The sequence below is a fragment of the Crenobacter oryzisoli genome, assembly GCF_030385785.1.
Classification (GTDB): Bacteria; Pseudomonadota; Gammaproteobacteria; order Burkholderiales; family Chromobacteriaceae; genus Crenobacter_A; species Crenobacter_A oryzisoli.
Genome location: NZ_JAUEDK010000049.1, coordinates 1 through 25169, shown reverse-complemented (window position 1 = coordinate 25169; position 25169 = coordinate 1). Strand labels below are relative to the sequence as shown.

Genomic DNA, 25169 nt, shown 5'->3' with positions numbered 1-25169 from the left:
GCTCTGAAGCGCTTACGAGGGGAATGTTAAAGAGGGCGGAATATGTTGGGCGTACCACGGCCGCGGAGGCAGCAAGATCATCCATAGCGCGAGGCAGAACAAGGTGATGGGTGGGCAAATCAAGGTGATGATCGTGGACGATTCGGCCGTAGTGCGCCAGGTCGTTCGTCAAGCGCTGGAGCACGAGCCCGGTATACGAGTCGTCGGAGCCGCATCGGATCCACTGTTCGCCATGATGCACATGCAACGCGAGTGGCCGGATGTGATCGTGCTGGACATCGAGATGCCGCGCATGGATGGGCTGACCTTTCTGAAAAAGCTCATGAGCGAACGTCCGACGCCGGTGGTGATCTGCTCGTCGTTGGCCGAGGCTGGAACGACCGCCGCAATGAATGCGCTGGCGGCTGGCGCCGCCTCCATCATCACCAAGCCCAAGATGGGGGTGAAGCAGTTTCTCGAGGACAGCGCCAACGACGTCGTGCACGCTGTCCGGGCGGCTGCACGCGCCAATGCCAGCCGCTTGGCGTCACCAGTGGCGCCGGTGTTGGTGCCGCCACCCAAGTTGTCGGCCGATGCGGTGATTGGCAGCGGGCTCGGGCGCGGCGCCGGAATGGTCAGTACCACCGAACGCATCGTCGCGATAGGCACCTCTACCGGCGGCACCCAGGCACTCGAGGCGGTGCTGACCCGATTGCCGGCGGTCTGCCCCGGCATGGTCATCGTGCAGCACATGCCGGAACGTTTCACTGCCATGTTTGCGGAGCGTCTGAACGGGCTGTGTCAGGTAGAGGTGCGGGAGGCCCGCCACGGTGACCGGGTGATTCCGGGGCGCGCGCTGATCGCACCGGGGGGCAAGCATATGCTGCTGACTCGCAACGGCGCGCAGTATACCGTCGAGGTGATCGACGGTCCGCTGGTCAACCGGCATCGCCCATCGGTCGACGTGCTATTTCGCTCCTGCGCGAAATTCGCCGGCCGCAATGCGCTTGGCGTGATCATGACCGGGATGGGCGACGACGGGGCGCGCGGCCTCAAGGAAATGAAGGAGGCCGGCGCCAGGACCATCGCCGAGGACGAGTCCACCTGCGTCGTGTTCGGCATGCCGAAGGAGGCCATCGCCCTCGGCGGCGTGGGCGAGGTTGTACCCCTGGACCGCATCGCAGGCTTCATCGCACATCATGGCCACTGATTCTTCGTCCATCGTTGTCGAAACGGCGCTGATCGTCGATGACAGCCGCGTACAAAGACAGCATGCGGCAGATCTGCTGCGGCAGCTCGGCGTCGTGGTCATTCACGAAGCCGGCGATGGCATCCAGGCGCTGGAGCTGCTGGAGGGCCTCGCCTCCCTTCCTCACCTGATCCTGGTGGACCTTGACATGCCCCGGATGGACGGGGTCGAGTTCATCCAGCAATTGGCGAGACGCGGGGTGTCGGCGGCGCTTATCGTGCTGTCCGGTCGAGACAGCCCCTTGATCAGCGCGGTCGAGAGCATGGCGCACGTGCTGGGTATGCCGGTGCTCGCCGCGTGGCAAAAGCCGCTTGGCAAGAATCAGCTTGTCGATGTGCTGCGCCATCGTTCGGGCGGGCCTTTGCTGTCGCAAGCTGCCCCGGGGGGCCGTAAGGGCGCAGTCGTCGTCACCTCCGAAGAACTGGCTTCTGCCATCGCCGCTCGGCAGTTGATCCCCTATTACCAACCCAAGGTGGATCTCAACACCGGGCTAGTCAAGGGCGTGGAGGTGCTGGCTCGCTGGTTGCATCCGGAGAAAGGCGTCATCCCGCCGAGCCAGTTCATTCCGCTGGCGGAAAGCGAAGGACTGATACACGGCCTTACGGTGGAGGTCGCCGATCAGGCCTTTGCACAGGTCGCACGCTGGCGGCAGCATGGACTGAGCCTGAGCGTCGCCGTCAACCTGTCGCCGCTACTGCTGGATTCGCCGGACTTTGTCGTTGAGGCTGCCGAATTGTTGTGTCGGTACCGGATACCCGCGGAGCAAGTCGTGTGGGAAATCACGGAAAGCTCGCTGGCGGCTGACCTCGGCACGGCGCTGGGCAATCTGGCGCGTCTGCGTTTAAAGGGGTGCGGCCTGTCCATTGACGACTATGGCACCGGTTTTTCGTCGATGCAGCAGTTGTCGCGCGTTCCCTTCACCGAACTGAAGATCGATCACTCCTTTGTGCGTGGCGCGCATCGGAGGGAGCATTTGCGGGTCATTCTGCAGTCGGCGCTGGATATGGCGAGCAAAATGCGCCTAGTCACGGTCGCCGAAGGCATTGAGACGGCCGAGGATTGGACCTTACTGCAAGGGCTCGGCTGCGTGTTGGGGCAGGGCTATTTCATCGCCAGGCCCATGCCAGGGGGCGTCTTGCCGGCCTGGCTCAAGGAAGAAGGCGCGCGGCTGTACAAGCACGTCCAAGCTGTCGTGCCGCCTTCAAAAGAGGCGCATTCCATTCTGCCGGATTGAGCGGCCGATCGTCAGGGCGTCATCCAGCCTGATCGTTCTAATGTTCAGGGTGACGCTCCCTTCGATCAGTGAGTCGGCCACAAACTCACTGTGGCACCGGGATGCCGCTTCCGGAAGGGGCGTCCATTTCATTAACAACGCCGCTTCTCAGCCCCAAGTGCTGGCAGAGCTATTCACGGTCGACCGAATACCTGCCCGGCCCAGTCAGACACAGCAGCAGCAATCCGCCCACGATGCTGAGGTTCTTGTAGAAGTTGATCATGTTCGCCATATGCTCACCACCGGACATCGTCCAGTAATGATGGCCGACCAATGCAGTCGCTAGTGTGTACAGCGCAAGGAGAAGGGCGAGCGGCCTGGTGTAGAACCCGATCACGATCGCAATCCCGACGAAGAATTCCATAACGATGGCGATGATGGCGGCAACGGCGGGGAGCGGCAGACCATCTGATGCCATGTAAGCGACGGTACCCGAGAAGCCGGTCAGTTTGCTCCAGCCGAAGATCACGAACAGGAGCATCATTAGCACACGTGCAATCAGGATCAGGCCGTCCTTTTGTCCTTCGAACAGGGTGTATCGCATGGCTGCTCTCCCTTGAAAGGGTGCTGCACATATTGAGGGGGCTTGGCGTAACCCTGTAGAGGTTACCGTCGCCGACCGGCTTGTTTGAGCCTTCCTAACTATATATTGCCCTCTGCGGGTCAACCAAAACCGGCGGATATTCGATGCGAAAGCGGGTATTGACCGGCTCCGTCAGGCATTGAAGAGGAGCGATGACGTTGCTCTGTCGCTTGTCAGTAGGGGAGGGGCCGATAGCCGCTGGCGTGACGCTGCCGTCCTTGGGCGAGACATTGCCGGCGGGGTGACCCGGGCAGGTGGCGGGATGGCCGGAGGCACGGTATCGGGTTATGTTTGCTACGCTGTATATAGTAAAACTACATGAGGCTGGGCCTGTTCGGCGGACAAGGTGATATCGCTTAAGCTAAACGCTTTTCTGGTTTCAGCCGGCTACTGTTGCGTTTATGGCTTATGGGTGGGTTGATTGCTTGCTTGGGCATCAGGTCGAAGGCGTTACTTTAGCCATGGTGCACAATTTGCTGTAGTTTTGCTACACATAGATTGTCAGCCCCGAAGGAAAAAGGATGTTCAGGAACCGTGCCACCAAGATCATCGCCACGTTGGGTCCGGCGAGCACCAGCGAAGACGTCATCGAAGCGCTGCACCATGCCGGCGCAGACGTATTTCGCCTGAATTTCAGTCACGGCAGCTACGAGGATCATGCCGCCCGGCTCACCAGCATCCGGCGCATCGAAGAGCGCTGCGACCACCCAATCGGCGTATTGCTGGACTTGCAGGGACCGAAGCTGCGGGTGTCGACGTTTGCCGGTGGCAGTGCCGAGCTCACGGCGGGCGCGGCCTTCGTGTTCGATCGCGATCCGGCGCTGGGGGATGCGACCCGGGTATGTCTGCCGCATCCGGAAATCTTCGCCGTCGTCAGCCCCGGGGATGTGTTGCTTGTCAACGATGGTCAGCTTCGCTTCAAAGTGACCGCAACGGCCAATGATCGCATTGAGACCGAAGCGCTGGTGTCCGGCATCATTTCCGACCGTAAGGGCGTCAATGTGCCGAGCGCGGCGTTGCCGCTGCCCGCGTTGTCCGAGAAGGACAAGAAGGACCTTGCCTTTGGTCTCGACATCGGGGTGGACTGGGTGGCGTTGTCGTTCGTGCAGCGTCCGGAGGATGTGGAGGAAGCCCGTGCACTGATCGGTGGTCGTGCCAAGCTGATGGCCAAGATTGAAAAGCCGAGCGCACTCGACTGTCTTGACGAGATCGTTGCGCTGGCGGACGGCATCATGGTCGCGCGTGGCGATCTGGGGGTGGAGCTGCCGCCCGAAGAAGTGCCGGCGATCCAGAAGCGTATCGTGCGGCAGTGCCGTGAGGCCGGCAAGCCGGTGGTGGTGGCGACGCAAATGCTCGAATCCATGATCAAGTCGCCGGCGCCAACGCGCGCCGAGGCGTCCGACGTGGCCACCGCCGTGTACGATGGCGTCGATGCGGTGATGCTGTCGGCTGAGTCGGCGTCCGGTCAGTATCCCGTCGAGGCGGTGGCGATGATGGACCGCATCATCCAGCGCACTGAGGCCGATCCGTTGCAGCGCACCCTGATGAATGCGGTGGCGACGCGGCACGACGCGACCTCGACCGATGCGATCGGCGCCGCGATCCAATCCGTGGCCAGCGTGCTGTCGGTTGCCGCGACCATTACCTACACCACCTTGGGGGCAACGGCTTTCCGCGTTGCTCATGAGCGGCCGGACTCGCCGATTTTGAGCCTGACGCCGAATCGCGCGGTGGCGCGCCAGCTGGCGCTGCTCTGGGGGGTGAGCTCGCAGGAGACGGCCGACGCCAAGAGCGCCGAGGACATGGTCGAGAAGGCCAGCGCAGCGGCGAAGCACGTTGGTTGCTATCAGGCCGGCAAACCACTGATCGTGGTGGCGGGTATGCCGTTCGGCACGCCCGGGTCGACCAATCTGCTGCGGGTGGTGTGGCCGGAGTAGGCTCTGCGAGCAAAAATTTCCGGTGCTGTTGCACGGCCGGCTTGTGCGTCGGTTTAGGCCACCAGTGGTCGTGTGATGGGCAGGGGCGCTGCGCTATGCTGCGGCTATCCTGACGCGGAGCAAGAACGAGAGGGGAGGTTCCGGATGGAACCTCCCTTTGTTTATGGTTCTGGTCATCAGTCATTGATCTGGCTCAGAGTGTTCTCGCTGGATCCCGTTCATTCTGTTAACTGGAGGTAGTTTTGTTCGACAAGAGCATCCTCTGGATGTCCCGTTTCATCCCTCGCCACCGTCTTTCCTGTATGGTAAGGGGCCTGAGCCTTGGCCGATCTGGTTGTCACGGGAGCGGCGATTTCCTGGTAGTCGCAAAAATTTTCTGAAACACGACTCATTCTTGTCAACGAATGAGAATCGGCATCGTTATTGATTGAAAATTTGCGCGAGTTGCCAAAAGGAGTGGGCCAGCAGCGGCTTGCCCTTTGCGTTTGAGTCGACTTTTTATCGTGGAGTATTTCGCATGACTTTCAAGTTTGCCAGCGGCAGCCTGCCGCGTGTGGCCCGTATCGCAGCTATGGGTGCCGCGCTGTTTGCCGCCGGCCTGGCGCAGGCCGCTTCGTTGACGCTGTATTCGGCCCAGCATGAGCAGACCGTCAATCTCCTGGTCAAGGACTTCGAGAAGCAAAGTGGTATCTCGGTGCGCGTGCACACTGGCGAAGGCCCGCAACTGGCGGCGCAGCTGTTGGCCGAAGGCAAGGCCTCGCCGGCCGATGTCTATCTGACCTCCAACTCGCCGGAGCTGATGCTGCTGGAAGAGAAGGGCATGCTGACCAAGGTGAACCCGGCCACGCTGGCCGCCATCCCGGCGCGCTACAACTCGCCAAAGGGGGAATGGGTAGGGGTGATGGCGCGTGAAAACGTGCTGGTCTACAACACCAAGATGATCAAGCCGGCCCAGCTGCCGGGTTCGCTGATGGACCTGGCCAAGCCGGCCTGGAAGGGCAAGCTCGCCATCGCTCCAGCCGACGGCGACTTCCTGCCGCTGGTGAGCGCGGTGCGAGCGCTCAAGGGCGAAGCGGCCACGCTGCAATGGCTGAAGGGGCTGCGCGCCAATGCGCAGGTCTTCGACGACAACGAGGGCGTGACGGCAGCGGTCAACCGCGGCGCGGTGGCCACCGGCATCATCAACAACTACTATTGGGCCCGTCTGCGCACCGAACTGGGCGCCAAGGGCACGCATAGCGAGCTCTATCACTTCGGCAACGGCGACGTCGGCGCGCTGATCAACGTGTCCGGCGCTGCGGCTTTGAAGACGTCCCACAACAGCGACGCCGCGCAGAAGTTCCTCACCTACCTGGTGAGCGAGCGTGCTCAGCAACTGTTTGCCAAGAGCACCATCACCTACGAATACCCGCTGCACGCTGGCGTTGCGCCGTCGCCGATGCTCAAGCCGTTCGACCAGCTCAACCCGCCGAAGCTCGACATGCAACAGCTGGGTGACGACAGCCAGGCCGCCAAGCTGCTGCGTCAGGCCGGACTGCTGTAATGTCTGCCGCTGCCGTGTCGACTACAGCCGAACACCGTTCTGCCTCGCGCAGGCGGACGCCGTTCGGGCTGTTGGGTGCCGCCGTCGGCGTGGCGCTGCTGGTGTTGCTGCCGCTGGTTGTGACGCTGAAGCAGGCCGCCGGTTTCGGCCTTGACAACGCTGCCGAGCTGCTGCTGCGTCCGCTGGTCGGCGAGCTGGCGCTCAACACCCTGCTGATCGTCAGCACGAGCACGATCGCCTGTGCCGTCATCGGCACGGCAGCGGCCTGGTTCGTCGAGCGCACCGAGTTGCCCGGGCGGCGCGCCTGGGCGGTGCTGGCGGCGGTGCCGCTCGCGGTGCCGCCCTTCATTACCAGCTATGCCTGGGTGTCGCTCAGTCAGTCGCTGCAGGACTTTCTGGGCGCGCTCTTGGTGGTTTCCACCGCCTATTACCCAATGATCTATCTGCCGGTGGCCGCCGCACTGCGCGGCATGGATCCGGCGCTGGAAGAGAGCGCCCGCTCGCTCGGCCTCGGGCCGTGGGCCTGCTTCCGTCGCGTGATCCTGCCGCAGCTCAAGCCAGCGCTGCTCGGCGGCATGTTGTTGGTCGCGCTCGGTGTGTTGTCCGAGTTCGGGGCGTTCGCGCTGCTGCGTTTTCGTACCTTCACCACCGAGATCTACGCCGAATACCGCGCCAGCTTCGACGGCTCCGGCGCCGCCATGCTCGCCAGCGTGCTGATGCTGCTGTGTCTGGTGTGCCTGGTGGCGGAGTTCAAGGTGCGCGGCATGGCGCGTTATGACCGGCTCGACCGCGGCACGCGCCGCGCGCCGGTGCGCTACGCGCTGGGTTGGTTCAAGTGGCCGGTGCTGATCGGTTTCGGCGCGTTGACGCTGATCACGCTCGGCGTGCCGCTCGGCATGATCCTGTACTGGCTGATGCAGCACGGTGATGCGGCGATCACCCCGGTCGAGGTGTCGGCAGAGCAGCTCCTGAGCTCGACCGGCGCCTCGCTCGGCCTGGGACTCGCCGGTGCCTTGCTGACCACGGTGCTGGCGCTGCCGCTCGGCTACCTGCTGGTGCGCTACCCCGGCCGCATCGCCACGGTGCTGGAACGCGTCGTCTACCTCGCGCAGGGCGTACCCGGCATCGTGATCGCACTGGCGGTGGTGTCGCTGGCGATTCATGTGTTCATGCCGCTGTACCAGAGTGCCACCATGCTGGTGTGCACCTATTCGATTTTGTTCCTGCCGCTGGCCTTGGTCAGCGTGCGCGCGGCGCTGGTGCAGGCCGAGCCGCGTCTGGAGGATACCGCTCGCTCGCTTGGGCTCAACTGGTGGCAGACGCTGTGGCGGGTGACCCTGCCGCTGGCCGGCCCGGGCCTCGGCGCTGCTGCCGCGATGGTGTTCATCGCGGTGGTAACCGAACTGACCGCGACACTGCTGTTGGCGCCGATAGGCACCGACACGCTGGCGAAGGAAGTGTGGGTCGACACCTCGGCGCTGGCGTTTGCCGCCGCGGCCCCTTATGCGGCGTTGCTGGTGGCGATCTCGCTCTGTTCCACTTGGCTTTTGATGTCCTTGTTCGGCAAGTCGGCCGTTCTGGACCATACGCAACGATAGGCAAGACCATGGCCGAACTTCGCATTCAAGGCTTGAGCAAACATTTCGGCGCGCACACGGTGTTGCGCGGTATCGATCTGACGGTGGCTTCCGGCAGCCTGGTGGCCATCCTCGGACCGTCCGGCAGCGGCAAGACCACGCTGCTGCGGCTCTTGTGCGGCTTCGAGCGTGCCGACGGTGGTTCGATCGCGCTGAACGGGCGCATCGTCAGCAGCGCGGCCGACCATGTGCCGCCGGAACAGCGCCGGATCGGTTATGTGCCGCAGGAGGGGGCGTTGTTCCCGCATCTGTCGGTGGCGGAGAACATCGTATTCGGCCTGCCGCGCCAGGAGCGTCGTGCCCGGCACCGGGTACAGGAGTTACTGGAGCTGGTCGGCCTGTCGGCCGACTACGCTAACCGACCGCCGCAGCAGCTGTCCGGCGGCCAGCAGCAGCGCGTGGCGCTGGCACGGGCGTTGGCACCATCTCCGGCACTGGTGCTGCTGGACGAGCCGTTCTCGGCGCTGGATGCTGCGCTGCGGGCGGAGACGCGCGAGGCGGTGGCCGACGCGCTGTCCGCTGCCGGCGCCACCGCCGTGCTGGTGACGCACGACCAGTCCGAGGCGCTGTCGATGGGGCATCAGGTCGCGGTGCTGTGGGATGGCCGGCTGGTGCAGGTGGCCAGCCCCGAGCAGCTGTACCGCCAGCCGGCGAACCCGGAGCTGGCGCGCTTCATCGGGGACGCCGTGTTGCTGCCGGGTGTGGCCGGCAATGGCCAGGTGCAGTGCGCGCTCGGCACCCTGGCGTTGATGGGCGGCATGCCGCAGGGCCCGGTGCAGGTGCTGCTGCGCCCCGAGCAGATCCGGCTGCTGCCCTTGTCTGGCGCCAGCGAGGCTAGGGCGCGGGTGCTGGAGGTGATCTTCTACGGCCATGACGCCTGTGTGCGCCTGCGTACCGGCGGGGTTAGCCCGATCGAGCTGACGGCGCGCGTGCCCGGGCACAGCAGCCCGGTGCCGGGCCAGGAAGTGGCGTTGGCGATCGAGGGGAGCGTGGCGGCCTTCGCCTGAGAACCTGCTGACGATCCGCTGCACTCGAGTGATCCTGCGTTGAAACGGTGCTGGCGGGATCGGGAAAGCGGTTCCGGGGTGTCGGCCAAGCTTGAGGTAGGGATGCGGGGCCGCTGCATGGGCAGCGGCCCCGTGTCATTTCGGGTTCAGGCGAAGCGGCGCGCGGCGTCGATCGCCAGGCCGCTGCCGATGCTGCCGTGCAGGTCGCCTTCGACTGCGCGGGCGGTGGGCAGCAGCGAGGCGATGCGCTGGCGCAGCAGTGGCACGCCGCTGGCGCCGCCGGTGAAGAACACCGTGTCGACCTGGCCGGCATCGACGCCGGCATCCTGCAGCAGTCGGGCGACGGTGGTCTCGATGCTGTCGATCTGGCGGCCGATCGCCTGGTCGAACTCGGCGCGGTCGATCGCGTGCGCGAGGCCGGCCTCAATCTCGTCGAGCTGCAATTCCACCCGTTGTTCAGCCGACAGCGCGATCTTGGCCGCCTCGACCTGGATCGCCAGCCAGTGGCCGGCGCGCTTGGCGATCAGCTTGAACAAGCGGTCAAGCTTGTCGCGCTCCAGCGCCTCGGTGTACACGCCCTGCAGGCTGGACAGCGCCTGGCGCGTGTACGCGAAGTTGATCGTGTGCCAGGTCGCGAGGTTGAAGTAGGGGCCGGACGGCATCTCGGCGCCGCTCTTGAGCTGGCTCTTCAGCCCCAGCAGCGGCATCACCGCGTGCAGGCTCAGCTGCTTGTCGAAGTCGGTGCCGCCGATATGCACGCCGCAGTTGGCGAGGATGTCGTCGCGACGGTCGAGCCGGCCGGCGCGCTCCGGCGACAGGCGGATCAGCGTGAAGTCCGAGGTACCGCCGCCGATGTCGACGACCAGCACCAGCTCCTCGCGCTCGATGCGGCTCTCGTAGTCGAACGCCGCGGCGATCGGCTCGAACTGGAACTCGATCTCCTTGAAACCGACGCGGCGCGCGATGCCGGCGAGCGTATCCTGCGCCAGCTGGTCGGCCTTGGCGTCGTCGTCGACGAAGAACACCGGCCTGCCGAACACCGCCTGAGTGAAGCCGCGGCCGGCAGCCTGCTCGGCGCGGCCCTTCAGGCTCTCGATGAACATGGTCAACAGATCGAGGAAGCGCAGGTTGCGGCCTTGCACCTCGGTCTGTCCATCCATCAGGCCGGTGCCGAGAATGCTCTTGAGCGAGCGCATCAGCCGGCCCTCGTAGCCTTCCAGGTATTCGGCCAGCGCGGCGCGGCCGACTGCCACCGAGTCTTCGTCAGCGTTGAAGAACACCACCGATGGCAGGGTGGGCTTGCCATCTTCGAGCGCCAGCAGCGTGTTCTGGCCGGGGCGGTGCCAGCCGACGGTCGAGTTGGACGTGCCGAAGTCGACGCCACATGCGTTGCTGATCATTGTGTCTCCATGCCGGTTCAGGGAAGGCGCGCGAGTATAGCGGAAACCGTGTGCTCTCGCCGTCGCGGCCTGCTCGGCGGTGCCGGTGGGGGCTTAGCCGTTGACGACGACGCGATTCTTGCCGAGCCGCTTGGCCTCGTACAGCGCCAGGTCGGCCGCCTCGATCAGATTGAGCGCCGCGTCGTCGTGGTCCGGAATCAGCGTGGCACCGCCGACGCTGATGGTGACGACCTGGCCGGAATCGCTCGGCACGCAAGAAATGGCGAGCGTCTCGACGGCGTGGCGGGCCTTTTCTGCCAATAGCTCGGCGCCGTCTGATGGGGTGTTCGGCAGAAGGATGGCGAATTCCTCGCCGCCGAAGCGCGCAACCAGATCGGTCGATCGGCCGATGGCATTAAGCAGCGCGTCGGCGACCTTTTTGAGCACGATGTCGCCGGCGATGTGGCCGTAGCTGTCGTTGTAGAGCTTGAAATTGTCGACGTCGATCATCAGCACCGAGAAGGGCATCTGCTGGCGCCGCGCGCGTCGCCATTCGGCGTTGAGGTATTCATCGAAATAGCGGCGGTTGGCGAGGCCGGTCAGGCCGTCGGAATTGGTCAGCCGCTGCAGCTCCAGATTCGCGGCCAGCAGCTTCTGCTGGCTCTCGCGCAGCGCTCGGTAGGCCTCGTCGCGCTGCAGCTGGTTGAGGTAGGAGCGTGAGTGGTAGCGGATGCGGGCGACCAGTTCGATCGAATCGGGCAGTTTGACCAGGTAGTCGTTGGCGCCCTGCGCGAACGCGGCGCTCTTGATTGCCGGCTCTTCCTTGGTCGACAGCACGATCACCGGTGTGTCGCGGGTGGCCGGGTCGGCCCGGTATTGCGCGACCAGCGCCAGCCCGTCGATGCCGGGCATCACCAGGTCCTGCAGGATCACGGTGGGGCGCGTGCATCGCGCCACCCGCAGCGCATCGTCCGGATTGGCGCAGAAGTGATAATCGATGCCCGGCTCGTTGGCCAGCATCCGGCGCACCGCCTCGCCGACCATCACCTGGTCGTCGACCAGCAGTACCATCACCGGTTCGGTCGAGGGGTTGTGGAACCCTGCGGAGGCAGGGCTGGCAGGGTGGGAGTAATTGAGCTCTTCCATAGTGAGTCTTGGGTCAATGGCAAGCATTAATCAGGGCCGGGGCGATGGCCTCGATGGGCAGGATGGCGCGGGCAGCACCCAGGTCTGCAGCGGCCTTGGGCATGCCGTAGACTGCGCTGGTTCGCTGGTCCTGGGCGATTGTGTAGGCACCTTGGTCGTGGAGTGTCTTCAGACCGGCGGCGCCGTCGCTGCCCATGCCGGTCAGCAGGACAGCGAGCGTTTCGTGTTTCCAGTGCTGGGCCACGCTCTGGAAAAAGATGTCGATTGATGGCCGGTACAGGTGATCGTGTGGCTCGGGGCTGGACAGCAGGCGTCCGGCGGGGGTCAGCCGCAGGTGCTGGTCGCCGCGGGCTAGCAGCACGGTGCCGGGCTGCAGCGAGTCGCTGCCGTCCGCCAAGCGCACCGGCAGCGCGCATTGCTTGTCGAGCCACTGCGCCATGCCGGCGGCGAACGCAGCGTCGATATGCTGGACGATCACCAGCGCTGCGGCGAAGTCGGCCGGCAAGCCATGCAGCAGCGTTGCCAGCGCGGTTGGGCCGCCGGCGGAAGCGCCGATGGCAACCAAGGGGGGGGCGGCGGGGCCGGTCGATGCCAGCGAGGGCAGAGCCGTAGGCAGGGGCGGGTGGCCCTGCGTGCGCAGCTGGCGCCGGATTCGCTCGATCTTGTCGAGCAGCGGCGCGGCGCCAGAGCGCAGGTCGCCGCCGCCCAGCGTCGGGGTATTGACCGCATCCAGCGCGCCGAGGCCGATCGCCTCGTAGACGCCCTGGGCGTTTTCGCCGATGTCGACGGTGACCACCAGGATGGCGCATGGCGTACTGGCCATGATCCGTCGCGTCGCCTCGATGCCGTTTAGCCTGGGCATGATCAGGTCCATCAGCACCAGCTCGGGCGTTTGCCACGCGCACATCTCGACTGCCTGTTCGCCGTCCTGCGCGACCCAGCTGATCCGATAGTCGGTATGCAGCGCGAGCGCGCGGCGCAGCGCCTCGACGGCTAGCGGGGAGTCGTTGACGATGCCGATGTTCATGCGCCGGCCTCGCCGATCAGGTCGCGTACTGCCTGCAGCAGCGTTTCGTCGTGGAAGTTGCCCTTCGCGAGGTAATGGTCGGCACCGGCGTTAAGCCCGCGGATCCGGTCCTCTTCGCGGTCCTTGTACGAGACGATCATCACCGGCAGTTCGGCCAATGTCGGGTTCTGGCGGATGCGCTCCACCAGCTCGATGCCGTCGAGCCGCGGCATGTCGATGTCGGTCACGACCAAGTCGAAGCGCTCGGCGCGCAGCGCGTTCCAGCCGTCCATGCCGTCCACCGCGACCACGACCTCGTAACCGCGACTTTGCAGCAGCTTGCGTTCCAGCTCGCGCACAGTCAGCGAGTCGTCAACGACCAGCACGCGCTGGCGCGGGGCCGCATTGTCACGGTGTGGGGCGGCCTGCGGCGTGGTCAGTGCCCCGACATGGATCAGTTTTTCCACCGAGCGCAGCAGATCGTCGATGTCGACGATCAGCACCGGGCTGCCGTCGTCGAGCAGGGCGCCGGCGCTGATGTCCCTAATCTTGCCGAGCCGCGCGTCGAGCGGCTGAACGACCAGGAGCCGTTCGCCGACAAAGCGTTCGACGATCAGGCCGACGCGCTGCTCCGGTGGGCCGATCAGCAGCACGGAGAGTCTGTCTTTCGCTGCGGCGCGGCTGGGCAGGCCCAGCACCTGGCTTGCCTCGACGAGGCCAATGACCTGCCCGTCGAGCAGGAAGTGGTGCTTGCCTTCCAATCGTTCTATCTGCGCATCGTCCAGTTCCAGCGTGCGGTCGACCTGGGCGAGCGGGAAGGCGTAAGGCTCGCCGCCGATCTCGACCAGCAGGCTGCGTACCGTCGACAGCGTGATCGGCAGTTGCAGTTCGAAGCGAGTGCCGCGCCCCGGGCTGCTGTGGATGCGGACGCTGCCGTGTACCCGGCGCACCAGTTCGTGCACCACGTCGAGACCGACGCCGCGCCCGGACAGATCGGTGACGGTGTTGCGCAGGCTGAAGCCCGGCAGCAGCAGGAAGTCGAGCAGCTCGCGCTCGGATAGCTGTGCCGCCGTGTCGGGGCTGGCGAGATGGCGCTCCACCACTCTGGCGCGCACCGCGTCGAGATCGATGCCCCGCCCGTCGTCGCTGACGGTCAGCCGCAGCCGGCCGCCCTGGTGGCGGGCTTCGAGCCGGCAGACGCCCTCGGGCGGCTTGCCCGCCGCCACGCGTTCGGACGGGGTCTCGATGCCGTGATCGACGGCGTTGCGCAGCAGATGGCCGAGCGGTGCATCGAGCTGCTCCAGGATGTCGCGGTCGATCTGGGTGGCGTTACCCAGTACCTGCAGGCGCGCCGACTTGCCGAGGCCGCGCGCGACGTCGCGCACCAGGCGTGGATAGGCGGTGGTGCCGTCGGAGAAGGGGCGCATTCGGCAGCTGTGCGCTTCGTCGTAGAGCTGGCGGGCCAGGTTGGCTGAACGGCGTTCGAGGCGCTCCAGCACGGCCAGCTGCTCGGTCAACTGACTCTGGCAGTTGTCGATCAGGCGGGAGCTGGCGTCCAGTGCCAATTGGGCGCGTTCGTCTATCGACAGAGGCTGGAGTGCCTCCTGCAGAGCTTCGAGTGACAGCCGCAGCTCGGTCTGTTGGTGTTTGAGGCGCAGCAGCGTCTGCGATACCGGCTGCAGCCCCTGAGCGGTGGTCAGTGCCTCGCCGGACAGGCCCAGCATCCGGTCCAGCGTCGTGGCGGAGACCCGCAGCACCCGCCCGCTGTCGTCTCGCTCGGTTTCGGGCTGGGGATCGGGCAGCACGACCGGTTCAGGCAGTTCCTGAGACGCTTCGAGCGAGGCCGGCACGCTGGCATGGATGGCCGGCGAAGCGGGGGTGGCATCGGGTCGGGCAATGCCGTTCAGTGCAGCGAGGAAGGCCGCAATCTCGTCGGATCGTGGCGCGGCATCCCCTGCGGTGCGCAGCAATAGGTCCACACCGTCGAGCAGGGTGTCGATCTCGGCGACTCCGAGTTGCCTCCGTCCGGACTGAGCGGCGACGAAGCAGTCTTCCATCGCATGGGCGATGTCGACGCCGGCCTGTACGCCGACGATGCGGGCCGCACCCTTGATCGAATGGGCGGCTCGCATGCAGGCTTCGAGCCGGTCAGCGGCCTCGGGCTGGTGTTCCAGTGCGATCAGACCCTCGCTCAGCGCCTTGCCCTGGGTGTCCAGCTCGAGCTTGAACAAGTCCAGCAGCGGAATCTGGCTGTAGTCCTCGGCCATCAGTGCAGTCCCCGGTTCAGTGCTTGGTGCAGGCGGTCGACGTCGAGGAGAGCGATGCGCCGGTCGCGCCAGTTCGCTACCGCCTCGGTGAGAGGCTCGTCGTCGCGGCGCAACGTGGCCGGTGGTGTCTGCCTTGCTGACTCCGGAATTCGTTCGACGCCGAGGACGGCATCGACCAGGAGGGCGGTCGGCAGACTCTGGTGATCAATTACCAAGAGGCACGGTGTCGTTGGGCCTTCCGTTGCAGCGGGCTGCCCCAACAGGGCCGCGAGCGAGAAGCACGGCACCAGCCGGCCCCGCACATTGGTCACGCCCAGCAGCGGCCGCGACGCCGTCTGGTGCGGCAGGCTGTGGATGGCCTGCAGCTCGGCGATCTCCTGGAACAGCCGCGTGGGCAGGCCGAGCCAGTCGTCGCCATGGCGGAAGACCACGTAGGAGCGGCTCGGGCCGTTGACGCTGTCTGTATCTTGTCGGTTGACCGCGTTGCCGTCGGTGGCGAGCGCTTGGCTGGAAAAGCGGTCGAGGATCGCCGTGGCCGCCTGGCTGTAGACCGAGCAGTTGCGGCAGTGGATGTGGCGCGGCAGCAGCGGGCAGGAGCCTTCGCCGTAAATGCCGAGCCGGTTCCAGCAGTCGTCGATCTCGTTGGCATCGCCGTGTGGCGGGGTTATCCAGTCGATGCTCATGCTCATTCATCCCTGCCGCGTTGGGCGCGTTGATACAGGCGCTGGGCACCGGCCGCGTTGCCGGCGAGTTCCAGCAGCGACGCCAGCTGCAGCAGCGCCTCCCGATGCGTCGGCTCCAGGTAGAGCGTCTTGCGGTAATAGTCCTGCGCTGCCTGGGGCTGGCCGCTGGCGTCGGCGACCAGCGCCATCAGGTAGAAGGCCGCCGCGCTCGGGCCATGCAGCTTGTTGTGTTGTTCGCACAGCGCCAACGCTTCGGCGAAGCGGCCCTTGTCGGCCGCTTGTTGGGCGGCGGCGAGCGGGGCGGGACCTGCTGCCAGTGGCGCAGCGATGGGCCGTGGGGCCGGCCGCAGCGGCCGCCGTACCGGCAGTGGTGCCGGTCGTTGGGCCGGCTGCGGCAGAATGGTGGTGCGGGCACTTAGCACCACCGGTTTGGGTGGTTCCGTGGCAGAAGCCTTGTGGAAGGTGCAGGAGATACCCGACTCGGCCAGCCGGAACTGCTGGCGTAGCAGCAGCGCTGCCTCGGCCGGGCCGACCACGAGCAGGCCGTCTTCGGCCAACCAGTCGTTCAGTACGCCGATTGCCCGTTGCTGGGTGGGCCGGTCGAAGTAGATCAGCACGTTGCGGCAGAACACGATGTCGTAGCTGCCGCGGGCCTCGCCCGCCAACAGCTCGGGGGCGAACAGGTTGCCCTGGTGAAAACGCACGGGGCGGCGCACGACCTCGTGGAGGCGGCAGCCAGTCGTATCGACGCTGAAAAAGCGCTCGCGCAAACCGGGTTCGGCGCCTCGGAACGAGTGGTGCTGGTAGAGGCCGCGCCGCGCCAATTCCAGCGCTCGCTCGCTGATGTCGACCGCATCGACCCGGAACTGTTCCGGGGACAGCCCTGCTTGCAGCAGCGCCATCGCCAGCGAGTATGGTTCCTCGCCGCTGGAGCAGGGCAGGCTGAGCAGGCGAACCGGCGCGCGGTGCGGCTGTTTGGTCAGCAGTGCCCGCGCGTGCCGCACCGCCGCCTGGAAAGCCGGGGCGTCCCTGAAGAACCAGGTCTCTGGCACAACCACGGCTTCGATCAGCTGCTGGCGCTCGTGCTGCGAGGCCTGCAACAAGGCCCAGTACTGGTCGAGGCCGGCGCTACCGCAACTGGTCATGCGTGCACGGACCGCGCTGTCGATCACACCCAACCCGATCGATGCGGCGTCGAGGCCGATCTGCTGCTTCAGCCAGGCGGCCAGGCGTTCGAGGCCGGCGTCAGCCATCCGTCCCTCCGTACAGCAATGCCTGCACGGAGGCGGGCAACAGCTCGCTCACCCGCACCTGTTGGATCAGGCCGCGCTCATGGTGCATTACCTGCCCCAGGTACGGGGTATCCGGCGTGGCGACTCCGCTGTCGCACCAGTCGCCGGCGACGCTGCGCAGGAATTCGGTCGCTTTCTCGACGATCAGGCCGAGCAGATGCGGCCCGCCCGTGGCCGGATAGTGCACCAGCACCAGTCTCGTGCTGAGCCGGTCGTGGGCCGGCCGCCCCAACGCCAGCGTACACAGGTCGATCACCGGCACCGGGGCGCCGGCGTGCTCGAACAGGCCGGCCACCCAGGCGGGGGCGCCGGGCAGCTGCTTGAGCCGGCAAAGCGGGCGTACCTCGACGATCTCGCGACTGTCGAGCGCGTAGTGGTCGGGTTCGATCCGAAACAGCAGCGATAACATCGCGTCAGGCCTGGACCTTGAAGCGCGACACGCCGTGGCGCAGGCCGTTGGACACCAGGTTCAGCTCGTCGATCGACTGGCTCGACTGGCGTAGCGAGTCGACCGTCTGGCGGGTGGCCTCGCTCAATTGCAGCAGCGCCTGCTTGATCTGCTCGGCACCGATGGTCTGCGCCTGCATCCCCTCGTTGACCTGCTGGAAGCCCGGCGCCATCGCCTGCACCTGCTGGATGATCAGCGACAGCTGGCCGCTGGCCTGCTGCACCTCGGCCATGCCGCGGCGTACCTCCTCGGAGAACTTGTCCATGCCCATCACTCCGGCCGACACCGCCGACAGGATCTCGCGCACCATCATCTCGATGTCGTAGGTGGCGACGGCAGTCTGGTCGGCGAGGCGGCGGATCTCGGTGGCCACCACCGAGAAGCCGCGGCCGTATTCGCCGGCCTTTTCCGCCTCGATCGCGGCATTCAGCGACAGGAGGTTGGTCTGGTCGGCGACCTTGGTGATGGTGGTGACGATCTGGTTGATCTTGCCGGCCTTCTCGCTGAGGATGCCGAGCTTGGCGTTGACCGAGCCGGCCGCCTCCATCACGTTCTGCATGGTGTTTTCCATGCGCACGAGGCTCGCCTGGCCGTTGCCGGCCAGGTCGGCGGCCTGTTCGGACACGGCGGACACTTCGCCCATCGTGCGCATCAGCTCCTGCGAGGTGGCGAGGATTTCCTGCGAGGTGGCACCGATCTCGGCGGTGGTGCTGGCCGTTTCGGTGGCGGTCGCCTGCTGCTGCTTGGAGGTGGCGGCGATTTCGGTGATCGAGGCGCTAACCTGCAGTGCCGAGGTCTGCGACTGGCCGACCAGGTGCGTCAGCTCGTCAGCCATCTGGTTGAAGCCGGACTCGAGCTGGCCGAATTCATCGCGCCGGTCCGAGGTGAGGCGCTGGGTCAGGTCGCCGGAGCGCATCGTGTTCAGCGCTTCCTGCAGTGCCTTCATCGGCTGGGTAATCGTGCGCATCAGCAGGTAGCCGCACAGCATCGCGCACGCCAGCGCGACCAGCAGCGTGACGATCATGCTGATTTTGGCGGTGCTCACCGCATCGCCGATCCGGTTGGTGCTCTGGTCGGCGAACGCGCGGTTGTCCTCGACGAAGCGCTGGATGAGCAGGCGGTTGCGCTCCCACTCCGGGATGAGGCGTTGGACGAAGGCCTGGTGGATCTCACTTCGCTGCTTGATCGGGTCCAATGCGAATACCGCCTGGCGCATTTCGAGATAGCGCGCACGCGCGACCTTGAACGCCTCGAAGTTCGCCCGGTCGTCGGCTCGGTAGATGGTGCTGTCGTAGCCCTTCATGAAGTCGCCCAGACGGTCCGTGTTGGCTTGCAGCTTCGCGAAGTCGGCTTTTCGTTCTTGGGCGGTGCTGTCGACTTCGGCCAGCTGCTGCACGAGCATCTGTTCCTGGAACATCGCCGAGCGGATCATCGTGCTGTAATACAAGCCAGGCAGCGCATCCCGCTGTACGCTGAACTTGGCGGCGTCGATGGCCGTCAACTGGTAATGACCGATGCCGGCCATCAGTGTCATCAGGGCCAGAATCAGCGCAAAGCTGCCCAGGATCCGTTGGCGGAGGGACCAGTGCTTCATGGGGGAAAGTCCTTAGAACCTATTCATAATCTTGCTACGCGATCCTGACCGGGGCTCATGCGTTTGGCGTGTGAATCTATCGCTGGGTGTATCGCAGATACGCACGCAGAGATTCGCTCAGCGATCGGGAGTCCTCATGGACACCACGTCCATTCCGGTTCCTGTGCTGCTCTTCACCCCGCAGAGGATCGCTCGCGACAGATTCTGAACAGGTTCTTACGGGATGGATGCGGTACGGCGAGGCGCGGCGGTGGGGCCCCTCGGTCGTGTGGTCTGTCAATATATCGGCAGGCCATGTGTCGGCTGAGCGAAGTATGCTTTTGAAGTAGACAATGGGTCAATCGCGGGCGGGGCATGAGGGGCTGGAGTGTTTCGCGTGGCGTCACAGTGCGGCAGGAGTGCAGGAGGCCTGGCCGAGCATGGTGCTTGCCGCATAGTTTCAGATAGGGCACCGGACGGTGCATCGCGGAGGGCGGGCCTTTGCGATAAAATTTTAGACTGGCGTCATCGCCTTGGCGCCCAACCCTAGTCGGGCCGTCAGGCGGACAAGATCCGCCGCGGTGCCACCACTCTTGAAGGAGTGCGTTCTTTGTTCGGTTTCTTCGAAAAGCTGGTTCATCCCTATCCCGAGTCCGTGCCGTCGGCGCCGCCGAAGGGCTTCTTCGCCTTCGTCTGGTCGTGTACCCGCGGCGTGCGCCCCTATGTGGCAGCGATGACGCTGTGTACCGCCGTGATCGGCGCGTTCGAGGCGCTGCTGTTCTCCATGCTCGGCAGGGTGGTCGACTGGTTGAGCCATGTCGAGCCGTCCCGGCTGTGGAGTAGCGAGCGCCACCACCTGATGCTGTTGGCCGGCATCCTCTTGGCCAGCCCGCTCTTGATCGCGCTGCAGACGATGTTTAAGCACCAGACGCTGGCGGGCAATTTCCCGATGCGGCTGCGCTGGAACTTCCACCGTCACATGTTGCGCCAGAGCATGAGCTTCTTTCAGGACGAGTTCGCCGGCCGCATCGCCGCCAAGGTGATGCAGACCTCGCTGGCGGTGCGCGACACGGTGATGATCGTCGCCGACATCCTGGTGTTCGTGGTGATCTACTTCGTGACGATGGTGGTGGTGGTCGGTCATTTCGACCTGTGGCTGCTGGCGCCCTTCCTCGGCTGGCTGGTGCTGTACGTGGCGGCGTTGTACTTTTTCGTGCCACGCCTGGGGCGCGTCGCCACCGCTCAGGCCGACGCGCGCTCGCTGATGACCGGCCGCATCACCGATGCCTACACCAACATCGCCACGGTGAAGCTGTTTTCGCACGCTCAGCGCGAAGCTGGCTTCGCGCGCGCCGCGATGCAGGATTTCATGATGACCACGCACGCGCAGATGCGGCTGGTGAGCGGCTTCGAGATCGTCAACCACGTGCTGAGCATGGGCCTGATCGCCGGCACCGCCGGCGCGACGCTGTGGCTGTGGTCGCAGGGCCAGGTCGGGGTCGGCGCGGTGGCGGCGGCCACGGCGATGGCGCTGCGCCTCAACGGCATTTCGCACTGGATCATGTGGGAGATGGCGTCGCTGTTCGAGCACATCGGCACGGTGCAGGACGGCATCAATACGCTGTCGCGTCACCTGACGGTGACCGATCGCGCCGATGCGGTGCCGCTTGAGGTCAGTCGCGGCGAGATCCGTTTCGACGAGGTGAGCTTCGGCTACGGTGGGGTGCGCCCGGTGATCGACCAGCTCAACCTGTCCATCTGCCCGGGCGAGAAAATCGGCCTGGTCGGCCGCTCCGGCGCCGGTAAGTCGACCATCGTCAACCTGCTCTTGCGCTTCTACGACGTGGAGTCGGGCCGCATCCTGATCGACGGCCAGGACATTGCCGAGGTGAGCCAGGACAGCCTGCGTGCCGCGATCGGCATGGTCACGCAGGACACCTCGCTGCTGCACCGCTCGGTGCGCGACAACATCCTGTACGGCCGTCCCGAGGCCGGCGACGCCGAGATGGTGGCGGCGGCCGAGCGCGCCGAGGCGCATGAGTTCATCCAGGCGCTGTCCGACCCGAAGGGCCGGCGCGGCTACGATGCCCATGTCGGCGAGCGCGGCGTAAAGCTGTCCGGCGGCCAGCGCCAGCGCATCGCGATTGCGCGGGTGATGCTGAAGGACGCGCCTATCCTGCTGCTCGACGAGGCGACCAGCGCGCTCGACTCCGAGGTGGAGGCGGCGATCCAGCAGAGCTTGTACCGCTTGATGGAGGGCAAGACGGTGGTGGCGATTGCACATCGGCTGTCGACGATTGCGGCGATGGACCGGCTGATCGTGCTCGACAAGGGACGCATCGTCGAGGAGGGCGACCACCGCAGCCTGCTGGCGAAGGGCGGCCTGTACGCGCGGCTGTGGGCGCACCAGAGCGGCGGCTTCCTCGGCGAGGAGGCGGACGACGACGAACTGGAGGACGACGGCCTGGCGCTGGGCGCCAAATAGGCATTCGGCCTACCTTGTGTGGTTCGGCTGCAGCAAGGCCCCGCATGGCGGTAATGCCGTTCACTTAAGGAAAAAGCACCGCCCACCAAGGTGGAAAAACGGTGCTTTTTTGTTACTTCCAAGCGTTCTTCGAAGCTAAAATCCGGACTGAACGGCTTAAGTGAACGGCATTACCGCATGGCGGGGCCTTTTTCATGGGCGGGTGACGGGGCGTTTGGCTGGTGGCGTTTAGGCGGCGGTGCGCAGTGCCGGGGCGCGGCGGTCGAGATAGCCGCTCCAGGCGGTCAGCGCCAGTGCGCCCAGCACCACCAGGGCGCCGACCCACGGGGTGGTCATCAGCCCGGACGCAGCGACGATCTTGCCGCCGGCCCAGGCGCCACCGGCGATGCCCAGGTTGAACGCGGCGATGTTCAGCCCCGAGGCGACGTCGACCGCCTGCGGCGCATGGCGCTCGGCTTGCTGCACCACGTACACCTGCAGCGCCGGCACGTTGCCGAAGGAGAACACCCCCCAGGCCAGCACGGTGGCCAGCACCAGCCAGCTGTTGTGCGCGGTGAAGGTCAGCACCAGCAGCACCGCGGCCAGCAGCAGGAACATCAGCTGCAGCGCGTAGATCGGGCCATGGCGGTCGGCGAGACGCCCGCCCCACAGATTGCCGAAGGCCACCGCCACGCCGTAGACCAGCAGCACCAGGCTGACTGCACCGGCCGAGAAGCCCGACACCTGTTGCAGGATAGGCGCGAGGAAGGTGAAGGCAATGAAGGAGCCGCCGTAGCCGAGCGCAGTCTTGGCATAGGCCATCAACAGGCGCGGCTGGCCGAGCACCGCCAGCTGGGTCGTCAGCGAGGCCGGCGGGTTGTGGCGGATGCTGGCCGGCACGAACGCCAGGGTGGCGACGAAGGCGATGGCGCCGAGCAGCGACACGGCCAGGAAGGTCTCGTGCCAGCCGAAGTGCTGGCCGATGAAGGTGCCCAGCGGCACGCCGGTGACCAGCGCCACGGTCAGGCCGGTGAACATGGTGGCGATCGCGCTGGCGGCCTTCTCCCTCGGCACCAGGCTGGTGGCGATGGTCGAGCCGATCGAGAAGAACACGCCGTGGGCGAGGCCGGTCAGCACCCGCGCCATGATCAGCGCGTTGTAGCCGGGCGCCTGCCAGGCCAGCAGGTTGCCGACGGTGAACAGCGTCATCAGGCCGAGCAACAGCGTCTTGCGCGGCAGGCGGCCGGTCAGCGCGGTCAGCACCGGCGCACCGACGGCGACGCCGAGCGCGTACAGGCTGACCAACAGGCCGGCCGACGGCAGGCTGACCGCGAGGTCGCTGGCGATGGTCGGGATCAGCCCGACGATGACGAATTCAGTGGTACCGATGGCAAAGGCGCTGATGGTCAGCGCCCATAGAGCTAGCGGCATGATGCGACTCCTGAAAGGTGGTGTACGCAGTGTCGCCGCTTTACTGTTGCGGAAAAATCCGGTTATAAACCAAACACCATTGACTGAACGTCAACAATGAAAATCAGCACCGAAGAACTGCTCGCCCTGGTCACGGTGGTCGACGCCGGCTCGATCACCGCCGCCGCTGCGCAGCTGAACCAGACCACCTCCGGGATCAGCCGCGCGCTGAGCCGGCTGGAAGACAAGCTCGCCACCACCTTGCTCAACCGCACCACCCGCCGGCTGGAGCTGACCGAGGAGGGCCGGCTGTTCGTCGACCGCGCGCGGCGCATCCTGGCGGCGCTCGACGAAGCCGAGGAGCTGATGGCGGTGCGCCGCGAGCGCCCGTCCGGGCGGCTGCGCATCGATGCGCCGGTGCCGTTCGTGCTGCACGTGCTGGCGCCGCGCATCGGCGAGTTCCGCCGCCAGTACCCGGACATCCTGCTGGAGCTGAACAGCAGCGACCAGTTCATCGACCTCTTGGAGCAGCGCACCGACGTGGCGATCCGCTTCGGCCAACTGCAGGACTCCTCGCTGCACGCCCGGCCGCTGGGGCGCTCTCGGCGGCGAGTGCTGGCCTCGCCCGGCTACCTGGCGCGCCACGGCGTGCCCGACAGCGTGGCGGCGCTGGCCGACCACGTGTTGATCGGCTTCAGCCAGGCGGCCACGCTGAACGCCTGGCCGCTGCGCCACGGCGGCGGCGACCGCTACGTGATCACCCCCAGCCTGTCCGCCTCCAGCGGCGAGACGGTGCGCCAGCTGGCGCTGGCCGACCAGGGCATCGGCTGCCTGTCCGACTTCATGACCCAGGCCGACCGCGACAGCGGCCGGCTGGTCGAGCTGTTCGCCGATTCCTCGGTCGATCTCTACCTGCCGATCAACGCGGTGTACTACCGCAACACCCAGCTGGCGGCGCGCATCGCCTGTTTCCTCGACTTCCTGTCGGAAACCCTGGCCGAAGGGGAGTGCGGGCTGCACTATTAGCCGTTGTGTTTCGTCGACCCGGCGGGAATAATTCCGGCTCATCGGAACGCAAAGGACGCAACATGTTGATAGACGAATCACGGGTCGAACGGCTGGTGGTGCACCGGGTCGGCAACCCGAGTCGCGACGAGAGCCTGCAGCTGTCCGAACGCGCCTCGTCGGTCGACGACGAGGTGTCGGGCCTGCTGCTGGACGGCTATCTGAAGGGCATCGTCTCGGACAAGAAGAAGCACCAGTTCTTCCACGAGTCCGAGCTGAACCTGAACGAGATCTACCACTACTCGCGGCAGTTCTTCCGCGGCGAACTGGATTTTCTCGAGGTGTCGCACCGCATCGCCAAGCACCTGTACGCGCGCTCGCAGCACCCCAACATCAGTGCCGGCGACCTGTTGGTGATCCTGTTCTCCGGCCTGTCCGACGGCGATAGCAGCCAGCGCGGCCTGGGCGTGTTCAAGTCGGAGATCCGCGACGAATTCCTCACCCTGGTCGACTCGGGCGACGTGATCGACATCCGCCACGCCACCGGCATCAACCCCAAGCTGATCGACAAAGGCGCGCTGATCCTGGAGAACGGCCCGACCGTGTACGCGGTGGACCGGCTCGGCCATTCGGCCAAGTTCTGGCTGGACGACTTCCTGAAGGCGATGCGGGTGCCGGACGCGGTGTCGAGTAGCCGCATGGTGGCGAGCGTGGTCGAGCAGCTGTCCAGCGAGATCGAGGACCCGGTCGAGCAGAGCCGCTTCAAGGACGAGGTGCTGACCCTGTGCGGTACCGAAGAAGAGGTGTCGACCGGTCAGCTGAGCGCGGCGGCCGAGAAATACGTGCCGCGCGAGCAGGTCAGCCAGGCCTTCGACAGCGCCGCCGAATCGTACGGCTTTTCTCTCGACGAGGAGGCGCGCCTGCCGGCGCAGAATGTCGCGAAGCGGCTGGAGCGCACGCTCAGCAAGGTCAACATCCCGCACGGCATCAGCCTGCTGTTGCCGTCGGGCATGACGCTGCAGAACGTCCAGTCGCTCAGCGACGAGGGCGAGCTGACGGTGACGCTGACGCTGGCGCGCCACGACTGAGCCACTACTCGGCCGAAGCCGTTCGGCCAAGCTCTCACGAGAAAAGGCTCCCGCATGGGGTAATGCCGTTCACTTAGCGGATCGAACCTGTTTGATTGGGTAACGGGACGGCAGCTTTTTCACCACGCGGGGGCATTCACGCCCCCGCCGTTGTTTCGGTAGCAACAACTCCCCGAGGCGTTCCCGCAGACGCAGCAAGC

19 protein-coding genes are annotated in these 25169 nt (G+C 65.7%); 9 read left to right on the top strand and 10 right to left on the bottom strand.

The annotated features are described in order from the left end of the window. Positions 1 to 106 precede the first annotated feature (106 nt). Complete coding sequence (locus QU481_RS19310) at positions 107 to 1189, top strand: protein-glutamate methylesterase/protein-glutamine glutaminase (RefSeq protein WP_289831628.1); 1083 nt, start codon at positions 107 to 109, stop codon at positions 1187 to 1189. Then, positions 1179 to 2462: an EAL domain-containing response regulator gene (locus QU481_RS19305; RefSeq protein ID WP_289831627.1), complete on the top strand. Its 1284-nt coding sequence runs from the start codon at positions 1179 to 1181 to the stop codon at positions 2460 to 2462. The genes QU481_RS19310 and QU481_RS19305 overlap by 11 nt, the downstream gene beginning before the upstream one ends. Before the next feature lie 169 nt (positions 2463 to 2631). Here QU481_RS19305 and QU481_RS19300 read toward each other — a convergent pair whose 3' ends face one another. Beyond that, positions 2632 to 3045, bottom strand: coding sequence for a DoxX family protein (locus QU481_RS19300; RefSeq protein ID WP_289831626.1), 414 nt, complete (start codon positions 3043 to 3045; stop codon positions 2632 to 2634). Between the two features lie 560 nt (positions 3046 to 3605). On the opposite strand from QU481_RS19300, the gene pyk reads away from it, so the two are divergent. The 4 genes from pyk (at position 3606) to QU481_RS19280 (ending at position 9208) form a co-directional block, all read left to right on the top strand. Beyond that, positions 3606 to 5021, top strand: a complete 1416-nt coding sequence (pyk, locus tag QU481_RS19295) for a pyruvate kinase (RefSeq protein WP_289831625.1) — start codon at positions 3606 to 3608, stop codon at positions 5019 to 5021. 517 nt (positions 5022 to 5538) lie between these two features. Then, positions 5539 to 6564, top strand: coding sequence for an iron ABC transporter substrate-binding protein (locus QU481_RS19290; RefSeq protein ID WP_289831624.1), 1026 nt, complete (start codon positions 5539 to 5541; stop codon positions 6562 to 6564). Continuing rightward, positions 6564 to 8162, top strand: a complete 1599-nt coding sequence (locus QU481_RS19285; RefSeq protein WP_289831623.1) for an ABC transporter permease — start codon at positions 6564 to 6566, stop codon at positions 8160 to 8162. Before QU481_RS19290 ends, QU481_RS19285 begins: the two co-directional genes overlap by 1 nt. A gap of 8 nt (positions 8163 to 8170) precedes the next feature. Further along, positions 8171 to 9208, top strand: a complete 1038-nt coding sequence (locus QU481_RS19280; RefSeq protein WP_289831622.1) for an ABC transporter ATP-binding protein — start codon at positions 8171 to 8173, stop codon at positions 9206 to 9208. A gap of 146 nt (positions 9209 to 9354) precedes the next feature. Here the strand turns inward: QU481_RS19280 and QU481_RS19275 are convergent, their stop codons facing one another. The 8 genes from QU481_RS19275 to QU481_RS19240 form a co-directional block, all read right to left on the bottom strand. Then, positions 9355 to 10608, bottom strand: a complete 1254-nt coding sequence (locus tag QU481_RS19275) for an Hsp70 family protein (protein ID WP_289831621.1) — start codon at positions 10606 to 10608, stop codon at positions 9355 to 9357. A 93-nt stretch (positions 10609 to 10701) separates the two neighbouring features. Beyond that, a complete protein-coding gene (locus QU481_RS19270; RefSeq protein WP_289831620.1) occupies positions 10702 to 11733 on the bottom strand; it encodes a response regulator in 1032 nt (343 codons plus the stop codon). A 13-nt stretch (positions 11734 to 11746) separates the two neighbouring features. Continuing rightward, positions 11747 to 12760 carry a chemotaxis response regulator protein-glutamate methylesterase gene (locus tag QU481_RS19265; protein ID WP_289831619.1) on the bottom strand — a complete coding sequence of 338 codons (1014 nt, stop codon included), beginning with the start codon at positions 12758 to 12760 and terminating at the stop codon, positions 11747 to 11749. Then, on the bottom strand, positions 12757 to 15006 hold the full coding sequence (locus QU481_RS19260; protein WP_289831618.1) for a hybrid sensor histidine kinase/response regulator: 2250 nt from the start codon (positions 15004 to 15006) through the stop codon (positions 12757 to 12759). Before QU481_RS19260 ends, QU481_RS19265 begins: the two co-directional genes overlap by 4 nt. Beyond that, a complete protein-coding gene (locus QU481_RS19255) occupies positions 15006 to 15689 on the bottom strand; it encodes a chemotaxis protein CheW (protein ID WP_289831617.1) in 684 nt (227 codons plus the stop codon). The genes QU481_RS19260 and QU481_RS19255 overlap by 1 nt, the downstream gene beginning before the upstream one ends. A 2-nt stretch (positions 15690 to 15691) precedes the next feature. Beyond that, positions 15692 to 16942, bottom strand: a complete 1251-nt coding sequence (locus QU481_RS19250) for a CheR family methyltransferase (protein WP_289831616.1) — start codon at positions 16940 to 16942, stop codon at positions 15692 to 15694. Next, positions 16935 to 17390: a chemotaxis protein CheW gene (locus QU481_RS19245; protein WP_289831615.1), complete on the bottom strand. Its 456-nt coding sequence runs from the start codon at positions 17388 to 17390 to the stop codon at positions 16935 to 16937. Before QU481_RS19245 ends, QU481_RS19250 begins: the two co-directional genes overlap by 8 nt. Before the next feature lie 4 nt (positions 17391 to 17394). Further along, a complete protein-coding gene (locus tag QU481_RS19240; RefSeq protein WP_289831614.1) occupies positions 17395 to 19023 on the bottom strand; it encodes a methyl-accepting chemotaxis protein in 1629 nt (542 codons plus the stop codon). A 589-nt stretch (positions 19024 to 19612) separates the two neighbouring features. Here QU481_RS19240 and QU481_RS19235 point away from each other — a divergent pair. Continuing rightward, complete coding sequence (locus tag QU481_RS19235; protein WP_289831613.1) at positions 19613 to 21487, top strand: ABC transporter ATP-binding protein; 1875 nt, start codon at positions 19613 to 19615, stop codon at positions 21485 to 21487. 228 nt (positions 21488 to 21715) lie between these two features. Here QU481_RS19235 and QU481_RS19230 read toward each other — a convergent pair whose 3' ends face one another. Next, complete coding sequence (locus tag QU481_RS19230; protein WP_289831612.1) at positions 21716 to 22897, bottom strand: MFS transporter; 1182 nt, start codon at positions 22895 to 22897, stop codon at positions 21716 to 21718. 96 nt (positions 22898 to 22993) lie between these two features. Between QU481_RS19230 and QU481_RS19225 the strand changes: the two genes are divergently transcribed. Beyond that, the gene (locus QU481_RS19225; RefSeq protein ID WP_289831611.1) at positions 22994 to 23902 is read left to right on the top strand and encodes a LysR family transcriptional regulator; all 909 of its coding nucleotides are present in this window, start codon (positions 22994 to 22996) and stop codon (positions 23900 to 23902) included. A gap of 62 nt (positions 23903 to 23964) precedes the next feature. Then, positions 23965 to 24969, top strand: coding sequence for a nucleoid-associated protein (locus QU481_RS19220; protein ID WP_289831610.1), 1005 nt, complete (start codon positions 23965 to 23967; stop codon positions 24967 to 24969). Positions 24970 to 25169 lie beyond the last annotated feature (200 nt).

Coding starts and splice junctions, on each gene's coding strand:
- QU481_RS19310 (WP_289831628.1), top strand. CDS start 107: ATGGGTGGGCAAATCAAGGTGATGATCGTGGACGATTCGGCCGTAGTG.
- QU481_RS19305 (WP_289831627.1), top strand. CDS start 1,179: ATGGCCACTGATTCTTCGTCCATCGTTGTCGAAACGGCGCTGATCGTC.
- QU481_RS19300 (WP_289831626.1), bottom strand. CDS start 3,045: ATGCGATACACCCTGTTCGAAGGACAAAAGGACGGCCTGATCCTGATT.
- pyk (WP_289831625.1), top strand. CDS start 3,606: ATGTTCAGGAACCGTGCCACCAAGATCATCGCCACGTTGGGTCCGGCG.
- QU481_RS19290 (WP_289831624.1), top strand. CDS start 5,539: ATGACTTTCAAGTTTGCCAGCGGCAGCCTGCCGCGTGTGGCCCGTATC.
- QU481_RS19285 (WP_289831623.1), top strand. CDS start 6,564: ATGTCTGCCGCTGCCGTGTCGACTACAGCCGAACACCGTTCTGCCTCG.
- QU481_RS19280 (WP_289831622.1), top strand. CDS start 8,171: ATGGCCGAACTTCGCATTCAAGGCTTGAGCAAACATTTCGGCGCGCAC.
- QU481_RS19275 (WP_289831621.1), bottom strand. CDS start 10,608: ATGATCAGCAACGCATGTGGCGTCGACTTCGGCACGTCCAACTCGACC.
- QU481_RS19270 (WP_289831620.1), bottom strand. CDS start 11,733: ATGGAAGAGCTCAATTACTCCCACCCTGCCAGCCCTGCCTCCGCAGGG.
- QU481_RS19265 (WP_289831619.1), bottom strand. CDS start 12,760: ATGAACATCGGCATCGTCAACGACTCCCCGCTAGCCGTCGAGGCGCTG.
- QU481_RS19260 (WP_289831618.1), bottom strand. CDS start 15,006: ATGGCCGAGGACTACAGCCAGATTCCGCTGCTGGACTTGTTCAAGCTC.
- QU481_RS19255 (WP_289831617.1), bottom strand. CDS start 15,689: ATGAGCATCGACTGGATAACCCCGCCACACGGCGATGCCAACGAGATC.
- QU481_RS19250 (WP_289831616.1), bottom strand. CDS start 16,942: ATGGCTGACGCCGGCCTCGAACGCCTGGCCGCCTGGCTGAAGCAGCAG.
- QU481_RS19245 (WP_289831615.1), bottom strand. CDS start 17,390: ATGTTATCGCTGCTGTTTCGGATCGAACCCGACCACTACGCGCTCGAC.
- QU481_RS19240 (WP_289831614.1), bottom strand. CDS start 19,023: ATGAAGCACTGGTCCCTCCGCCAACGGATCCTGGGCAGCTTTGCGCTG.
- QU481_RS19230 (WP_289831612.1), bottom strand. CDS start 22,897: ATGCCGCTAGCTCTATGGGCGCTGACCATCAGCGCCTTTGCCATCGGT.
- QU481_RS19225 (WP_289831611.1), top strand. CDS start 22,994: ATGAAAATCAGCACCGAAGAACTGCTCGCCCTGGTCACGGTGGTCGAC.
- QU481_RS19220 (WP_289831610.1), top strand. CDS start 23,965: ATGTTGATAGACGAATCACGGGTCGAACGGCTGGTGGTGCACCGGGTC.